The organism is Bacillus sp. VT 712 (assembly GCF_001614195.1).
Taxonomy (GTDB): Bacteria; Bacillota; Bacilli; order Bacillales; family Bacillaceae_H; genus Priestia; species Priestia flexa.
In genome coordinates, this window is sequence record NZ_LWBK01000057.1 from 1 (window position 1) to 16408 (window position 16408).

General features: G+C 36.6%; 16 protein-coding genes, 1 tRNA gene, 2 rRNA genes, 1 other RNA gene and 1 other annotated feature. Of the genes, 15 read left to right on the forward strand and 5 right to left on the reverse strand.

Annotated features, from left to right (window positions below; genetic code table 11):
* The first annotated feature begins 156 nt into the window (after positions 1 to 156).
* Positions 157 to 272, forward strand: a 5S ribosomal RNA gene (gene rrf / locus A2U94_RS18645).
* A gap of 25 nt (positions 273 to 297) precedes the next feature.
* Here the strand turns inward: rrf and A2U94_RS18650 are convergent.
* Positions 298 to 1275 carry a YaaC family protein gene (locus A2U94_RS18650; RefSeq protein WP_025908021.1) on the reverse strand — a complete coding sequence of 326 codons (978 nt, stop codon included), beginning with the start codon at positions 1273 to 1275 and terminating at the stop codon, positions 298 to 300.
* Positions 1276 to 1389: 114 nt separating this feature from the next.
* Here A2U94_RS18650 and guaB point away from each other — a divergent pair, with 114 nt between their 5' ends.
* The 6 genes from guaB to A2U94_RS18680 all read left to right on the forward strand — a co-directional run bounded on the left by guaB (position 1390) and on the right by A2U94_RS18680 (position 8136).
* Complete coding sequence (guaB, locus tag A2U94_RS18655; protein ID WP_025908022.1) at positions 1390 to 2856, forward strand: IMP dehydrogenase; 1467 nt, start codon at positions 1390 to 1392, stop codon at positions 2854 to 2856.
* Positions 2857 to 3286: 430 nt separating this feature from the next.
* On the forward strand, positions 3287 to 4636 hold the full coding sequence (locus tag A2U94_RS18660; RefSeq protein ID WP_025908023.1) for a serine hydrolase: 1350 nt from the start codon (positions 3287 to 3289) through the stop codon (positions 4634 to 4636).
* 202 nt (positions 4637 to 4838) lie between these two features.
* On the forward strand, positions 4839 to 5726 hold the full coding sequence (gene pdxS / locus A2U94_RS18665) for a pyridoxal 5'-phosphate synthase lyase subunit PdxS (RefSeq protein ID WP_025908024.1): 888 nt from the start codon (positions 4839 to 4841) through the stop codon (positions 5724 to 5726).
* 21 nt (positions 5727 to 5747) lie between these two features.
* A complete protein-coding gene (gene pdxT, locus A2U94_RS18670; RefSeq protein ID WP_025908025.1) occupies positions 5748 to 6335 on the forward strand; it encodes a pyridoxal 5'-phosphate synthase glutaminase subunit PdxT in 588 nt (195 codons plus the stop codon).
* 61 nt (positions 6336 to 6396) lie between these two features.
* Positions 6397 to 6614 (forward strand) — a binding site (T-box leader).
* A 54-nt stretch (positions 6615 to 6668) separates the two neighbouring features.
* A complete protein-coding gene (gene serS, locus A2U94_RS18675) occupies positions 6669 to 7946 on the forward strand; it encodes a serine--tRNA ligase (protein WP_025908026.1) in 1278 nt (425 codons plus the stop codon).
* Positions 7947 to 8043: 97 nt separating this feature from the next.
* Positions 8044 to 8136: transfer RNA gene (locus A2U94_RS18680), tRNA-Ser, on the forward strand.
* 115 nt (positions 8137 to 8251) lie between these two features.
* Here the strand turns inward: A2U94_RS18680 and A2U94_RS18685 are convergent.
* The 4 genes from A2U94_RS18685 to A2U94_RS18700 all read right to left on the reverse strand — a co-directional run bounded on the left by A2U94_RS18685 (position 8252) and on the right by A2U94_RS18700 (position 11636).
* Complete coding sequence (locus tag A2U94_RS18685; protein WP_025908027.1) at positions 8252 to 8929, reverse strand: deoxynucleoside kinase; 678 nt, start codon at positions 8927 to 8929, stop codon at positions 8252 to 8254.
* The gene (locus A2U94_RS18690) at positions 8926 to 9567 is read right to left on the reverse strand and encodes a deoxynucleoside kinase (RefSeq protein ID WP_025908028.1); all 642 of its coding nucleotides are present in this window, start codon (positions 9565 to 9567) and stop codon (positions 8926 to 8928) included. Before A2U94_RS18690 ends, A2U94_RS18685 begins: the two co-directional genes overlap by 4 nt.
* Positions 9568 to 9734: 167 nt before the next feature.
* A complete protein-coding gene (locus A2U94_RS18695; protein WP_025908029.1) occupies positions 9735 to 11030 on the reverse strand; it encodes a glycoside hydrolase family 18 protein in 1296 nt (431 codons plus the stop codon).
* 63 nt (positions 11031 to 11093) lie between these two features.
* Positions 11094 to 11636, reverse strand: a complete 543-nt coding sequence (locus tag A2U94_RS18700; protein ID WP_025908030.1) for a cysteine hydrolase family protein — start codon at positions 11634 to 11636, stop codon at positions 11094 to 11096.
* Between the two features lie 77 nt (positions 11637 to 11713).
* Here A2U94_RS18700 and tadA point away from each other — a divergent pair, with 77 nt between their 5' ends.
* The 8 genes from tadA to A2U94_RS18740 all read left to right on the forward strand — a co-directional run.
* Positions 11714 to 12199, forward strand: a complete 486-nt coding sequence (gene tadA / locus A2U94_RS18705; RefSeq protein ID WP_025908031.1) for a tRNA adenosine(34) deaminase TadA — start codon at positions 11714 to 11716, stop codon at positions 12197 to 12199.
* Positions 12200 to 12289: 90 nt separating this feature from the next.
* Positions 12290 to 12555: signal recognition particle sRNA large type (ffs, locus tag A2U94_RS18710), an RNA gene on the forward strand.
* A 156-nt stretch (positions 12556 to 12711) separates the two neighbouring features.
* On the forward strand, positions 12712 to 14397 hold the full coding sequence (gene dnaX / locus A2U94_RS18715) for a DNA polymerase III subunit gamma/tau (protein ID WP_025908032.1): 1686 nt from the start codon (positions 12712 to 12714) through the stop codon (positions 14395 to 14397).
* Between the two features lie 23 nt (positions 14398 to 14420).
* Positions 14421 to 14741 (forward strand): YbaB/EbfC family nucleoid-associated protein, encoded by a 321-nt coding sequence (locus tag A2U94_RS18720; protein ID WP_175384218.1) that lies wholly within the window; start codon positions 14421 to 14423, stop codon positions 14739 to 14741.
* Between the two features lie 16 nt (positions 14742 to 14757).
* The gene (recR, locus tag A2U94_RS18725) at positions 14758 to 15354 is read left to right on the forward strand and encodes a recombination mediator RecR (RefSeq protein ID WP_025908034.1); all 597 of its coding nucleotides are present in this window, start codon (positions 14758 to 14760) and stop codon (positions 15352 to 15354) included.
* A gap of 15 nt (positions 15355 to 15369) precedes the next feature.
* On the forward strand, positions 15370 to 15594 hold the full coding sequence (locus tag A2U94_RS18730; RefSeq protein WP_025908035.1) for a YaaL family protein: 225 nt from the start codon (positions 15370 to 15372) through the stop codon (positions 15592 to 15594).
* A 96-nt stretch (positions 15595 to 15690) separates the two neighbouring features.
* On the forward strand, positions 15691 to 15960 hold the full coding sequence (locus A2U94_RS18735) for a pro-sigmaK processing inhibitor BofA family protein (protein ID WP_025908036.1): 270 nt from the start codon (positions 15691 to 15693) through the stop codon (positions 15958 to 15960).
* A gap of 268 nt (positions 15961 to 16228) precedes the next feature.
* Positions 16229 to 16408, forward strand: a 16S ribosomal RNA gene (locus tag A2U94_RS18740); the annotation flags it as partial.

Genomic DNA, 16408 nt, shown 5'->3' on the forward strand with positions numbered 1-16408 from the left:
GAAGCACGGCGACGTGTGTAGCTGACTGATACTAATCGATCGAGGACTTAACCAAATTAGAAAAGCGAAGGCGACTAATTAGGAGCCATAGCTAGACAGTAAACTTAGTACTCAGCGAAATGTTATCTAGTTTTGAGAGAATAATCTCAAATCATGTCTGGTGGCGATAGCAGAGAGGTCACACCCGTTCCCATGCCGAACACGGAAGTTAAGTTCTCTAGCGCCGATGGTAGTTGGGACTTTGTCCCTGTGAGAGTAGGACGTTGCCAGGCACATTTAAAAGACTAGCTAAATTAGCTAGTCTTTTTTTATTTGCGATTGCAAATAATTAAATAATAAATAAGGTGCTTTTATACTTGTTAACTGTAAAAAATGCATAATATATGGATAATCCTTTGACGAATAGGTATGTAATAACTCATACCACCATTCTGTTTCATAGCGAGAAATCATACTAAGATTATACAAGATTAGATAATGACTTAGGATCTCAGGAAAGTATACGCATTGTTCACGTGATGTTGTTAGATGCAAATCGCTTGTTTCTAAATTGAAAAGTAGAGGAGAACATTGATAGAGATTTGTATGTAAGTTTGCAAAAGAAATTCTAAGAGTAGGATTTATTTCTTGCATACGCATGTCTATCTTGAAGCGATCTTGTAAATATAAATGTAATCGTGTATTGTCCATATGGTAAGATTCTTTAATTTGGTTAGGGAAAATTAACTCTTTATTATTTAAGTTCCCTACTAATACTTTCTTAGAAGCTCTTGAAGGGCTTAATTCATTAAATAATGAATACATTTCATCAATATGTACTAATAACTCAGTCATTGTATATTTTTGACCTTCTAATTGTTTCATGTGAAACAGTTCTTTTCCAACCTCAGAAAATAACCCATTTTTTTGAATTTTTACCTCATCATCAAGAAAGTCATAACTTTGCTTTTTTCTTTTTCGTGTTGACACTCCATGTGCTAGAACTGCTGTATTTTCTGGATAAACTGGATTTTTAGTTAATAGACATGCTTTTAACAACTGGGATAAACCATAAAAAAGTAATACTGGTTGCATGGAAGTATGAGATTTTAGTGCAGTTTGATAATAATTTTTGCTATGTTCCAGATAATAAATAAATGGATAACAATTTTTAAAACTACGCTGTTCAGCATCAACAATGCTTGAAGAATTGTACTGATTATATAAATACTTTTGTGAAAAAGGGGCTGAGAAAAATAAATGATAAGGTTTCCAAACATCATAAGTGAAACTCAAAAAATCACCTCTTTTATTATTAGAATTATCTGATATATAGTATGGTTATTGACAGCTACATAAGCAATTGTTAATCTACTAATAATATTCTGTCGCTTTGAGGAGGATTCTATAATGTGGGAAAGTAAATTTTCAAAAGAAGGTTTAACATTTGATGATGTTTTGTTAGTGCCAGCTAAATCTGAAGTGTTGCCAAAAGATGTTGATATGAGTGTAGAACTAACAAAAACGCTAAAGCTAAATGTACCATTCATTAGTGCAGGTATGGATACAGTAACTGAAGCAGAGATGGCAATTGCTATGGCTCGTCAAGGTGGTTTAGGGATCATTCATAAGAATATGTCTATTGAACAACAAGCCGAGCAAGTTGATAAAGTAAAGCGTTCTGAAAGTGGTGTTATTACCGATCCATTTTTCTTAACACCAGAAAATCAAGTATTTGCTGCAGAACATTTGATGGGAAAATATCGTATCTCTGGCGTACCAATTGTAAATAACGAAGAAGAGCAAAAGTTAGTTGGTATTCTGACAAATCGTGATTTGCGTTTTATTCAAGATTACTCAATGCTTATCTCTGATGTAATGACAAAAGAAGAGTTAGTTACAGCTCCAGTAGGAACAACGCTCGACGAAGCTGAAAAGATTTTACAGCAATACAAAATTGAAAAATTACCACTTGTAGATGACAAAGGTGTATTAAAAGGTTTAATTACAATCAAGGACATTGAAAAAGTAATTGAATTTCCAAATGCTGCGAAGGATAAGCAGGGACGTTTATTAGTAGGGGCAGCAGTTGGTGTAACGGCTGATTCAATGGTTCGAATTGAGAAGTTAGTAAAAGCTGGTGTGGACGTTATTGTAATTGATACGGCACATGGTCATTCATTAGGCGTTTTAAATACCGTACGTTCAATTCGTGAAACGTATCCGGAATTAAATATTATTGCAGGAAACGTTGCAACTGCTGAAGGAACAAGAGCGTTAATTGAAGCAGGTGTAGACGTAGTGAAAGTTGGAATAGGACCTGGTTCAATTTGTACAACTCGTGTTGTAGCTGGAGTAGGTGTTCCACAAATTACGGCTGTATATGATTGCGCCACTGAAGCAAGAAAACACGGTGTACCAGTAATTGCAGACGGAGGAATTAAGTACTCTGGAGATATCGTAAAAGCACTAGCTGCTGGTGGACACACTGTTATGCTAGGGAGCTTATTAGCTGGTACAACTGAAAGCCCTGGTGAAACAGAAATCTTCCAAGGAAGACGCTTTAAAGTATACCGTGGTATGGGCTCAGTTGGAGCAATGGAAAAAGGAAGTAAAGATCGTTATTTCCAAGAAGATAATAAAAAGTTTGTTCCAGAAGGCATTGAAGGGCGCTTACCTTATAAGGGGCCTGTTGCTGACACTTTATATCAGCTAATTGGGGGATTAAGAGCTGGAATGGGATATTGCGGCTCAGCTAACCTACAAGCATTGCGTGAAGAGGCACAGTTTATCCGTATGACAGGAGCTGGCCTAAGAGAAAGTCACCCACATGACGTTCAAATTACAAAAGAATCTCCAAACTATTCACTTAGCTAAGTAAAAAGAGGCTGGGACATAAGTAATTCAGCCGATGATAAACCTGAACGATTGAGAGTTTCTCACTTTTAATCGTTCAGGTTTTTTGGTTGATTGTGAAAACAATGTTGGAAACAGGGTGGAATGGAGCGTAGGACACTCGACTCCTGCGGGAAAGAGAGGGAAAACGGAGATCCCGCAGCGCAGCGAGGAAGCTCAGGTTCCTCCCCGCGGAAAGCGAGTGGCCGTAGCGCAATGGAACGAACGTGTTCAGACAAACCAAAAAGATTGGAACAGCTAGTGTTCGTCTCTTAGAAGCAATAATCATTTTGTTATGTCCCAAACTCTTTTTATGCTAAAGATTGTTTTAACGGTACTTCTTTATCTATTTTTTTTAATTTTTGTGTGATAAAATAACCTCTATGTGATTTATGTCTGGAGGGTATTGGTAGTGAAGAAAAAATTGATAAAACAGCTTTTTGCATTAGTTGCTGTTTTCTTAATGGCTAGTTCTTTAATCACTCCAAATGCGTCTGCAGCTTCACAATTTCCAAATGTTGAAGCAGATGCCGCTATTTTGATTGAAGCAGATACAGGCCAAATTTTGTATGAAAAGAATTCAGGTGCTGTACTAGGTATTGCTAGTATGACAAAAATGATGACTGAGTATTTAATTTTAGAAGCTATTCACGAAAAAAAGCTTTCTTGGGATGATCGAGTAGGAGTTAGCAAATATGCTGCAGATATCTCACAAGATTACTCATTGTCAAATGTTCCATTATTAACAACAGAGAAATATACGATTAAAGAATTGTATGAAGCAATGGCTATTTACTCAGCAAATGGAGCGAGTATTGCACTAGCTGAGGCTTTAGCAGGATCTGAAGCCGAGTTTATTAAATTGATGAATAAAAAGGCAGAAGAGTTAAATTTAGGTGAAGCTAAATTTGTTAACTCAACAGGTCTTTCTAACTCATTGTTAAAAGGTCAACATCCAAAAGGTACAAAAGCTGATGATGAAAATTTACTATCAGCTCGCGCAGTATCAGCATTAGCTTTTCATATTCTTCATGATTATCCAGAAGTATTAGAAACGGCTAAGACACCTGAAAAGATCTTCCGACCAGGTCAACAAGGCGAAACGACGATGGATAACTGGAATAAAATGCTTCCATCTTTCCCTACATACGGATATGAAGGTTTAGATGGCTTGAAAACAGGACATACAGACTTTGCAGGCTATTGCTTTACAGGAACAGCTGAACGAGATGGTGTTCGTTATATTGCAGTAGTCATGAATGCCAAAAATAATGGTAAGTCTTTTGAAGGAGCGCGCTTTACAGAAACAAAAAAACTTTTAGATTATGCATTTGATAATTATGAGCTAAAACAAGTAGCTCCAGAAGGCAAGGCTGTTAAAAAGCATGAGTCCCTTCCAGTCGTAAAAGGGAAAAATAAAGAGCTAAAAGTTGTAACAAAAGAACCAGTGAATGTTCTTACAAAAAAAGGTGAAGAAAGTAAAATCTCTCTTCAATTTGATTTTAATCCTAAAGTTGTAGATGAGAAAGATCGAATCGTTGCACCAATTAAAGAGGGTCAGGTTGTAGGTTACGTTAGTGCCAAGAATAAGAATCTTGATGATTTAGGTTATGCAGTAAATAACGGAACAAATAAAGTGCCTGTCGTTGCAGATACTACGATTGAAAAGGCTAACTGGTTTGTTTTAGCAATACGAAGTATAGGTGATTTCTTTGTAGGTGTATGGTCTGATGCAGCCGCTAATATTAAGAATTGGTTTTAATTCATAAACCATTTATAAAAGGAGATACTAAAGCAAGATTTTTGTTGCATTTAGTATCTTCTTTTTTTAGACAAGTTTTTCAAACTACACAATTTTAATAGGATTTTTTCAGAAAATAAGGTAAAATAGACAATAAGTTTTGAATTTTGTATACATAATTTATTGATTATGTGTAATACAACTATACTGGGGGAAGACAAACATGAGTAACATTACAGGTACTGACAGAGTAAAACGCGGAATGGCGGAAATGCAAAAAGGCGGCGTTATTATGGACGTTGTTAATGCTGAACAAGCAAAGATTGCAGAAGCAGCAGGAGCAGTTGCAGTTATGGCATTAGAACGTGTACCAGCAGACATTCGTGCTGCAGGTGGCGTATCTCGCATGGCAGATCCGACAATTGTCGAAGAAGTTATGAATGCTGTTTCAATTCCGGTAATGGCTAAAGCACGTATCGGTCACATTGTAGAAGCGCGTGTTTTAGAAGCAATGGGCGTAGACTATATTGATGAAAGTGAAGTATTAACACCAGCAGATGAAGAATTTCATTTGAATAAAAATACGTTTACAGTACCATTTGTTTGTGGTTGCCGCGATTTAGGCGAAGCTGCACGTCGTATTGCAGAAGGCGCTGCTATGCTTCGTACAAAAGGTGAACCAGGTACAGGGAACATTGTAGAAGCTGTACGTCATATGCGTCAAGTGAACGCACAAGTACGTAAAGTAGTGGGTATGGACGAAGCTGAGTTAATGACGGAAGCAAAGCTACTAGGTGCACCTTATGAGCTATTATTACAAATCAAGCGTGAAGGTCGCCTTCCAGTGGTTAACTTTGCTGCAGGTGGCGTTGCAACACCAGCAGATGCGGCATTAATGATGCAATTAGGAGCAGATGGAGTGTTTGTAGGTTCTGGTATCTTTAAGTCTGATAATCCAGAAAAATTTGCTCGTTCAATCGTAGAAGCAACAACGCATTATGAAGATTATGAGTTAATTGCAAAGCTTTCTAAAGGATTAGGAAATGCAATGAAAGGTATTGAAATCTCAACATTATTACCAGAAAATCGCATGCAAGAGCGTGGCTGGTAACAGTAAGGGAGTTTTAACAGCATGGTGAAGGTTGGAGTTTTAGGACTACAAGGTGCATTTAGAGAGCATGCGCATTCAGTGGAAGCAACAGGGGCTGAAGCGATTATTATTAAAAAAGTAGAACAGCTAGAAGAAGTGGACGGGCTCATTTTACCAGGTGGAGAAAGTACGGCAATGAGACGTCTGATTGATAAATATGACTTTATGGATTCACTGCGCCAATTTGCTAAAAGTGGCAAACCAATCTTTGGGACTTGTGCTGGTCTAATCTTACTAGCAGGCGAAATTGTAGACTATGATGAGCCTCATTTAGGTGTTATGAATATTAAGGTGGCTCGAAATTCTTTTGGTCGCCAACGTGAGAGCTTTGAGGCGAAATTAAATATAAAAGAAGTTGCAGATGATTTTATTGGAGTATTTATTCGTGCGCCTCATATTGTAGAAGTCGGTGAGAACGTGGAAGTCCTATCTATTCATGATGATCGTATCGTAGCTGCAAAACAGGGACAATTTTTAGGGTGTTCGTTTCATCCAGAATTAACGGATGACCATCGTATGACAGAGTATTTTATCGACATGGTGAAAGAGTCTCTGAAAAAACCTGTATAAACCAATTGCAACTTGTATAGACTTGTAGTACATTATGATTATTAATTACAATGTTGAAAAGTATAAAGCGTTGATAGGAAATAGTAGTAAAGAAGTTAAACTTTAGAGAGTCGATGGTTGGTGAAAATCGATGTTTAGCCTTTACGAATCCATCCTGGAGCAAGCTATTGAAATAGTAAGTAGATAGCTTCGGTTCATTCCGTTATCTGACTGAAGAGGAAGGTTTATTTATGAGCCTTCAACTAGGGTGGCAACGCGGGCTAAACTCTCGTCCCTTTTATAGGGATGGGAGTTTTTATTTTGCCCATTTTATACAAATAAGGAGGTAAATAGATGTTAGACGTAAAGGTTTTACGAGCTAATCTTGAAGAAGTAAAAGAAAAATTAAAGTTCCGCGGAGAAGATTTATCAGATCTTGGGCGCTTTGAAGAGTTAGATGTAGAGCGCAGACAGCTATTAGTTCAAACTGAGGAATTAAAGAGTAAGCGTAATGAAGTGTCTCAACAAATTGCTCAATTAAAACGTGAAAAGCAAGATGCAGATAGTATGATTTTAGAAATGCGTCAAGTAGGAGACAAAATTAAAGAGTTAGATGAGCGTCTTCGTACTGTAGAAACAGAATTAGAACAACTATTACTTTCAATCCCTAATATTCCACATGAGAGTGTTCCAGTTGGTGAAACGGAAGATGAAAATGTAGAAATTAGAAAATGGGGAGAGGTTCGTCAATTTAATTTTGAGCCGAAGCCACACTGGGATCTAGGAACAGATTTAAATATTTTAGACTTTGAACGTGCAGCAAAGGTAACGGGAAGCCGTTTCGTGTTTTATAAAGGCCTAGGAGCTCGTTTGGAACGTGCCTTAATCAACTTTATGATGGACTTACACATGGATGAGCATGGATATGAAGAAATTCTTCCTCCATATATGGTTAATCGTACAAGCATGACAGGAACAGGGCAGCTTCCTAAGTTTGAAGAAGATGCTTTTAAAATTAAAGAGGAAGACTATTTCTTAATCCCAACGGCTGAAGTTCCCGTAACTAATCTACACCGTGATGAAATCATTAATGGAGACCAATTACCATTAGCTTATACAGCATACAGCGCATGTTTTAGATCAGAAGCAGGTTCAGCTGGTAGAGATACACGTGGACTAATTCGTCAGCATCAATTTAACAAAGTAGAGCTAGTTCGTTTTGTAAAACCAGAAGATTCTTACGCTGAGCTTGAAAATCTGACAGGACATGCTGAAAAAGTATTACAGTTGTTAGAACTGCCATACCGTGTTTTAAGCATGTGTACTGGAGACTTAGGATTTACAGCAGCTAAAAAGTACGATATTGAAGTGTGGATTCCAAGCTATGAGTCATATCGTGAAATTTCTTCTTGTTCAAACTTTGAAAGTTTCCAAGCGCGAAGAGCTAATATTCGCTTCCGCCGCGAGGCAAAAGGGAAACCAGAATACGTACACACATTAAATGGATCTGGATTAGCGATTGGGCGTACAGTGGCTGCAATTTTAGAGAACTATCAACAGGAAGATGGTTCAGTTGTTATTCCAAAAGTATTACGTCCTTACATGGGGAACAAAGAGGTTATTAACGGTTAAATTGAAATGATTCACAACTTTTTTGTTGTGAATCATTTTTTTTAGAAAACAGCTTGACTCTTGTTTGTATATGTGATAAATTTATAAATGTCGAAACGGAGGAATACCCAAGTCCGGCTGAAGGGATCGGTCTTGAAAACCGACAGGGGTGTTACAGCCCGCGGGGGTTCGAATCCCTCTTCCTCCGCCATATTTGACTTTAAATGTTATTTAAACATTGCGCGATAAATTGGAGATTGTAAAACGTCACTTTTAGAAGTGGCGTTTTTTCATTCCCATTTTTCACGAAGAAAAATGGGAATGAATTATGAATGTCTTCTTTTTAATTTTTCGTTGTGATGTAAAAACTTAGAGATTTTTTCAACAATCGGTTCAACGGATGTCGGGTCTCTTAAGATATCGTAATCATTAATATCTAATCGTAAAATAGGACAAGCTGTAAAGTTATTAATCCAATCCTCATAGCGTTTGTGCATTTCTCTCCAATAATCTAAGGGCGTTTGTTGTTCCATAGGTCTTCCACGTTCTTGGATACGATCAACGATATCTTCAAAACTACCTTCCAAATAAATTAATAAATCAGGGTGTGGGAAGTAGGGAGTCATAACCATTGCATCAAACAAGCTTGTATACGTTTCGTAATCCACCTTGGACATTGTTCCTTTTTCGAAATGCATTTTAGCGAAAATACCAGTATCTTCGTAAATTGAACGGTCTTGTATAAAGCCTCCACCGTATTCAAAAATTCTTTTCTGTTCTTTAAATCTCTCCGCTAGGAAGTAAACCTGAAGATGAAAGCTCCATCTTTCAAAGTCAGCGTAGAATTTATCTAAATATGGATTTGTATCAACTTTCTCGTAAGAAGTGCGAAAGTTCAACGCATCTGCAAGAGCTTGTGTCATTGTAGATTTCCCAACGCCTACTGTTCCAGCAATAGTCAATACAGCATCATTTGGAATGTTGTATTTTGTTCGTAAATTCATATTGTAGAACTCCTTTTTAATAAGCTGCTTTTAACATCTGAGATGATATGCTCTAAATGCTCTTTATTTTTGACAAAGTCTAGTTCATCTCCACTATAGCGTAAAACAGTTACCTGTGGGTTATTTTCTTTGAAGGTTTTAATTGCTTCCTCATAATCGGAGCTTAGCTGAGCTAGATAAGAAGGGTCAATGTTTTTTTCAATTTCCCTTCCACGCATTTTAATACGCTTCAATAGTGTAGGTAAAGTAGCATTTAAGTAAATAACAATGTTGGGCTTTGGCATATCATGTGTCAGTATATCGTAGATTTGTACATATTTTATGTACTGACTATCCTTTAAAGTTTGCTGAGCAAAAATCATGTTTTTCATAATATGATAGTCAGCAACGACAGGCTGATGTTGATGTAGAAAATGCTTTTGAATATCCTCCAACTGTTTATAACGGTTGCATAGAAAAAACATTTCAGTTTGAAAGCTCCACTCTTCAATATCCTCATAGAATTTCCCAAGGAATGGATTTTCATCAACAATTTCTTTCAAAAGTTGAAATTGAAATGCCTCTGCAATAGCCTTAGCTAGGGAGGTTTTCCCAACACCTATAGGGCCCTCAACAGTAATAAAAGGTATTTCCCCCATGGACTCTTCCTCCTTTATCTATACATGTTCTCGAAAATTGACAAAAAACATTGTATCACAATAAGAGGGGAGAATGGATAAAAACAAAAAGAAAAACCAGTTGTAAAAAACGGAAGGAAACATAAAAAGAGGATAATCCTATGCTGTAGTAATTATCCTCTTTAAAATTATTCAGGTATTCTTTTAATTACTTTAAAGTTATCATCAAGGAGTAGCCAGTTTTGAGGGAAAGGTAATCCCAACTTCCAATAAGCCATGCCTCTTAAGTTTAATTCTTTTAACAAATCGAATTTTGCTTGGATTGACCGGGCATCTTCAAACCATACCTCATGCGTTTTTTGAGCTGAATCAGAGTATCGGAAAAAGGGAGCCTGAGCTTTTTTATCATACTGTATGCTTGCGTTGTACTGATACGCAATTTCAATCGCTCTTTGAGCACTAATTGCTTTTGCATACTCACCACCTGGTTTGAACGGAAGCGTCCAATCATATCCGTATAGATTTTGTCCCATGATAATTTTTTTGCTAGGTATTTCTGAAATAGCATATTCTAGCACATCTCTGACAGGGCCAATCGGAGAAACAGCCATTGGAGGACCTCCACTGTATCCCCATTCGTATGTCATAGGGACAACAAAATTTGCTATCTCCCCAATTCTTTTGTAATCATGTGCTTCATACCACTTTCCTTTTTGATCACTACTTGTTTTAGGTGCTAATGCTACAGATATTAACAAGTCTTCAGCTTGAAGCCGTTTCTTTGCTTTTTCTAAAAATGTAATATAAGCATTTTTGTCTTCCGGACGTAAGAATTCAAAGTCAAAATGAATATCTTTAAAGTTTTTCTCTGTAGCAATACGAATAATATTATTAAGCAATTTATCTTGAACATCCGCATTGTTTAAGATTGCTTCTCCTACCTCTGCACTAAACCCGCCGTCTTCGATATTGGCAAGAACCATTAAAAAAATTGCATCGTTTTCTTGTGCAATAGTTCCAAAGTTTTTTAATGGAGGTTCTTTGATAGAGCCATCGCGCTGTACTTCGAAGTTAGCCGGTCCCAAATATGTGAGGTATTTAGCATTCTTCTTAATCAATTTTTCCGTTTCGCTACTAATGGTACGGTTACTTGTTTCAACATATCCTAAAAATTCAGCTTCTGTCTTTGGAGAAGCTGGAATGAGCAACTGTGTTCCAAGTGTTAGAGGAGAAGTGATGGAAAGGTTGTTAGCTTTTGCGATTGATTGATAACTAACTCCTAGGGTTCGCCCTATCTTCCATAATGTATCGCCTTTTCTAACGGTATAGTAACTTTCGTTAATAGGTACAACCAATGCCTGGCCCACCACTAATCGATTGGAATCAGGTAATTCATTTGCTAAGATAATTTTTGAAGCTTCAATTTGAAACCGTTGAGCAATACTATAAATGCTATCTCCAGACTTTACAGTGTAAATATCCATAGTAATAAACGCCCCCAAAAAAGAATGTTTATTAAGTCTATGAACAAAAGAGTAAGCAAATGCTTATGTAATTAAATCACTATGTTCACAAATGTTCGCTTTAAGTACATTTTGCATCATTTCGATAGCGAACTTGTTATCTTCATCAGAATTTGATGCAATACAATCTTTAGGGATAATCAGGTTGTACTCTCTCATATAAGCATCATTTGCTGAAAAGAGCACACATATATTTCCCGCTAACCCTGTTAAAATTAATGTTTTAACGTTTAGTTGCTGTAGTAAAATGGTTAAAGCTGTTCCATAAAAAATAGAATGCTTTGGTTTAATTAAAAAGTAATCCGTAGTATGGGGTTGTATATACTGGAGTATGGGGGAGCTTATTGGATTTGTGCAGTATTCAAGGATTTTATTTAAATTAGCTTGCCATAATTTATAGTGATCATTTATATAGATAACAGGAATTTTTTTACTTGAACACTCTGCTTTTAATGAAGAGATATTACGCGCGAGAATTTTAGCTTTTTCAGCTAGGATTTTCCCATTTTTAAATTGAAAATCATTAATCATATCAATAATAACTAATGCAATTTTAGAATGATTCATATACAATCTCCTTATCGTTTTTTAACCTAATAAGTAGTGTTGCTCATAACAAATATAATATGTAAGGAGTTTGGAACATGCTTGAAGACGAGAAATATATGCGTTTAGCTATAGATGAAGCAAAGAAAGCTTGTGGAATTATGGAAGTTCCTATTGGAGCTGTTATCGTAGATAAAGATGGACATGTTATTGCAAAAGGCCATAATTTAAGAGAAAGTACACAAAGATCCATAGCTCACGCAGAGCTGTTAGCTATAGATGAGGCATGTCAAAAGTTAAATACGTGGCGATTAGAAGATACGACTTTATATGTTACTTTAGAACCTTGTCCGATGTGTGCGGGGGCTATTATGTTATCACGTGTAAAAAGAGTGGTGTTTGGAGCGTTTGATCCTAAAGGAGGGTGTGCAGGAACCCTGATGAACTTATTAGAGTATGAAAAGTTTAATCACCAATCAGAAGTTCAAGGTGGAGTTCTCGAAGATGAGTGTGCAGAAATGTTAAGTACATTCTTTAAAGAATTGCGAAATCGAAAAAAAAGAGCAAAGAAAAATTTACAATAAATTACATTCTGTAAAGGTTGCATTTTGTCCTAAAAAGAATTATACTTGTATAAGCATCAACATGGTGCTCAAATAAAGGTTTCAACTTTGCCGTGCTAAGCGGGGAGGTAGCGGTGCCCTGTACTCGCAATCCGCTCTAGCGAGGCCGAACTCCTTTCCTGAGGTTAGTTCTCCTTGAGGTCTGCCTTAAGTAAGTGGTGTTGACGTTTGGGTCCTATGCAATGGGAATCTGTGAACCCTGTCAGGTCCGGAAGGAAGCAGCAGTAAGCAGAACCTCTCATGTGCCATAGGGTCGCCTGAACCGAGCTAACTGCTTAAGTAACGCTTGGGGAGGCTAATCGAAGGAAGGTGCACGGCAGTTATATACATATAAAAGTAACCTACTCTAACGATGGAGTAGGTTTTTTTATTTAGCATATATTTCACTATATAAGATAAACGATGTTTTGGAAAAATAGTTATAGTACGTTATAATAATATCAAATTTATATAACAAAAAAGGAGAAGATGCAGTGGCGTATCAGGCTTTATATCGTGTGTACCGCCCTCAAAGCTTTCAAGATGTTGTTGGTCAGCGGCATATTATTAAGACTTTACAGAACGCGCTCGTTCTTGAGAAATTTTCGCATGCATACTTATTTTCAGGGCCAAGGGGTACAGGGAAAACGACTGCAGCAAAAATTTTAGCTAAAGCGGTTAACTGTGAACATGCACCCGTATCCGAACCTTGTAATGAGTGTGCTACATGTAGAGGAATTACAGACGGTTCCATATCAGATGTTATTGAAATCGATGCGGCTTCAAATAACGGAGTAGATGAAATTCGAGATATTAGAGATAAAGTCAAATATGCACCAAGTGCCGTTCGTTACAAAGTTTATATTATAGATGAAGTTCATATGCTCTCAATAGGTGCGTTTAATGCATTGCTAAAAACATTAGAAGAACCACCTCCTCACGTAATATTTATTTTGGCAACAACAGAACCGCATAAAATTCCACTTACTATCATTTCAAGATGTCAAAGTTTTGATTTTAAACGAATCTCACCTGACGATATTGTTTATCGAATGAAAGAAGTTTTGATATCTGAGGATGTAAACGTAGCGGATGAAGCTTTATATGAGGTTGCTAAGGCATCTGAAGGTGGTATGAGGGATGCATTAAGCTTGTTAGATCAGGCTATCTCATATAGCGAAAATGAAGTTACTTTAGATGATGTGTTATCTATTACAGGTGCTGTTTCTCATACATTTATGCTGCAAATTGTTCGTTCAATTGCGGAGAAGAATCTTGTATCAGCGCTACATGCAGTTGAGCAACTCATTCAAAACGGTAAAGATCCAGTTCGTTTCTTAGAAGATTTAATCTTTTATTATAGAGATGTTTTACTTTATCAATCGTCGTCTGAAATGGAACATTTGATGGAAAAAGCAGTAGTGAGTGAGGAGTTTAAAGAGTTAGCTTCACAGCTGCCAGCAGAGGGTATCTATTCAATTATTAACCAACTTAATCAAACGCAACAAGAGATGAAGTGGACGAATCATCCAAGAGTGTTACTAGAGGTAGCACTAGTGAAACTTGCTCAATCTTCTAGTAAGAAAAAAACAGTAGCGAGCGAAGAGGATGATTTACTTCAAAAAGTTAAAATGCTTGAAGCTCAAGTTAATCATCTAAAGGAAAACGGTGTTCAAGTACAGCAAAGTCAACAAGAAACAAGTGATCAAAAAGTAAAAAGACAAGTGCGTAGTCAGTATAAAGTTCCAATAGGAAAAGTGCATGAGGTCCTAAAACAAGCATCTCGTCAAGAACTAGAGGAAGTTAAGCGTCTATGGGCAGAAGTTTTAGAAACGCTACGTCAGCAAAATAAAGCATCACATGCTGCTCTGTTGTCTAATAGTGAACCTGTGGCTTCATCTTCGAAGTCCTTTATCTTAAAATTCAAGTATGAAATCCATTGCAAAATGGCTGCTGAAAATAACAACAATGTACGTGATAATTTAGAAAATATCCTATATACTTTAAGTGGGAGCAAACGTGAAATGGTTGCAATCCCTGATAATGAATGGGATAAAGTAAGAGGAGATTTTCTTCAAGAGCAGCAAGGAAATAATGGGTCTCAAAAAGAAGAAGAAGACCCTTTAATCTCCGAAGCTAAAAAGCTTTTCGGAGAAGAACTTATTGAAATACACGAATAGAACTAGGAGGAATTATAATTATGATGCGTGGCGGAATGGGTAACATGCAAAAAATGATGAAACAAATGCAAAAAATGCAGAAAGATATGCAAAAGGCGCAAGAAGAGCTAGCTGAGAAAACAATAGAAGGAACAGCCGGAGGTGGAATGGTTAAAGTAGTTGTAAATGGTCAAAAAGAAATCATTGATGTAAAAATCAAAGAAGAAGTAGTAGATCCAGAAGATATCGAAATGCTTCAAGATCTAGTTTTAGCAGCAACGAATGACGCGTTAAAACAAATGGATGAGTTAACAAATAACACAATGGGACAATTCACTAAAGGTTTAAATATCCCAGGACTTTAATTAAGGTGGTTGCTACGTGCATTATCCAGAACCAATTTCAAAACTAATAGATAGTTTCATGAAACTCCCGGGTATTGGACCAAAAACGGCTGTTAGGCTTGCTTTCTTTGTTTTAAATATGAAGGAAGACACAGTGCTTGATTTTGCTAAAGCACTTGTTAATGCAAAGCGTAACTTAACGTATTGTTCAACCTGTGGTCACATTACAGACCAAGACCCATGTTACATCTGTCAGGATCAAAGGAGAGACCGTACTGTTGTGTGTGTCGTTCAAGATCCTAAAGATGTTATTGCTATGGAGAAAATGAAGGAATATACGGGTCTGTATCACGTCCTTCACGGTGCAATTTCTCCAATGGAAGGTATTGGTCCAGAAGATATTAAAGTTCCTGAATTGTTGAAGAGGCTTCAAAATGATGAAATCCAAGAAGTAATTTTAGCAACAAATCCTAATATTGAAGGTGAAGCAACGGCAATGTACATTTCTAGGCTGTTAAAACCCACTGGTATAAGAATTACTAGAATTGCACATGGTTTACCAGTAGGCGGAGATTTAGAGTATGCTGATGAGGTAACTTTATCTAAAGCTTTAGAAGGTCGTAGAGACGTATAGGTAAGGAGCTATGCCATGTTTTTTAAACGAAAAGGTTGGTTAAGAAAAGAATATGATGAATCTTTTCTTAAAACGTTCAATGAATTAAAAGATAAGTGGAATAAAAAAGAGGTTATTGTTGAAAGAAGTGTAGATCCTTCAGATGCAGTTTTAGTAGACATGAAATTAGCAAAAGTTAAATATCTCTTTTTATTAAAAGAAGCAAAACATAGAAATATATCTATTCGAAAGATGTCTTAATTTAAGGCATCTTTTTTGTTTAATAAAAATGGATTGTTTTTAAAAGTAGGACATACATATAAGTAATATTATTTTATTTATAAAGAAGGGATAAATATGTTAACTCAACCTCTTATTGTTATTCCTGTTTTAGTAGGCTTAATCGTACTTCTACTTATAAAAGGTGGTGTAGAAAATATGTTCCGTATAATGGGAAACTTAACTATCAAGTTAATAATAGGGGTCCTGTTACTCTTTTTTATTAATATCTTTGGTGCGCAGTTTGATATTCATATTCCGATAAATGCACCAACAGCAATAATATCTGGTGTACTAGGAGTTCCTGGGATTATAGGGCTGTTTATAATTAATCAGTTCGTATTATAATAAATAACAATCTCAAAATGAAAGAATTGTTAAGGAAAACAATTCTTTCATTTTTTTATCGATAAAAGTGTTGCTTTATTGAATTTAGCATGTTATATTAATATACGTCGCTAAGAGGTAATGAGTTTTATTGAAAAGTGTTGACAAGCACTTCTCCTGGTGATAAGATAAGAAAGTCGCCTTGAGGCGATAAGAGTTCTTTGAAAACTGAACAAAGCGACAAACGTCAACGTTAATTTTTTAAACTTTTATGAGCAAGTCAAACATTTCTTCGGAGAGTTTGATCCTGGCTCAGGATGAACGCTGGCGGCGTGCCTAATACATGCAAGTCGAGCGAACTGATTAGAAGCTTGCTTCTATGACGTTAGCGGCGGACGGGTGAGTAACACGTGGGCAACCTGCCTGTAAGACTGGGATAACTCCGGGAAACCGGAGCTAATACCGGATA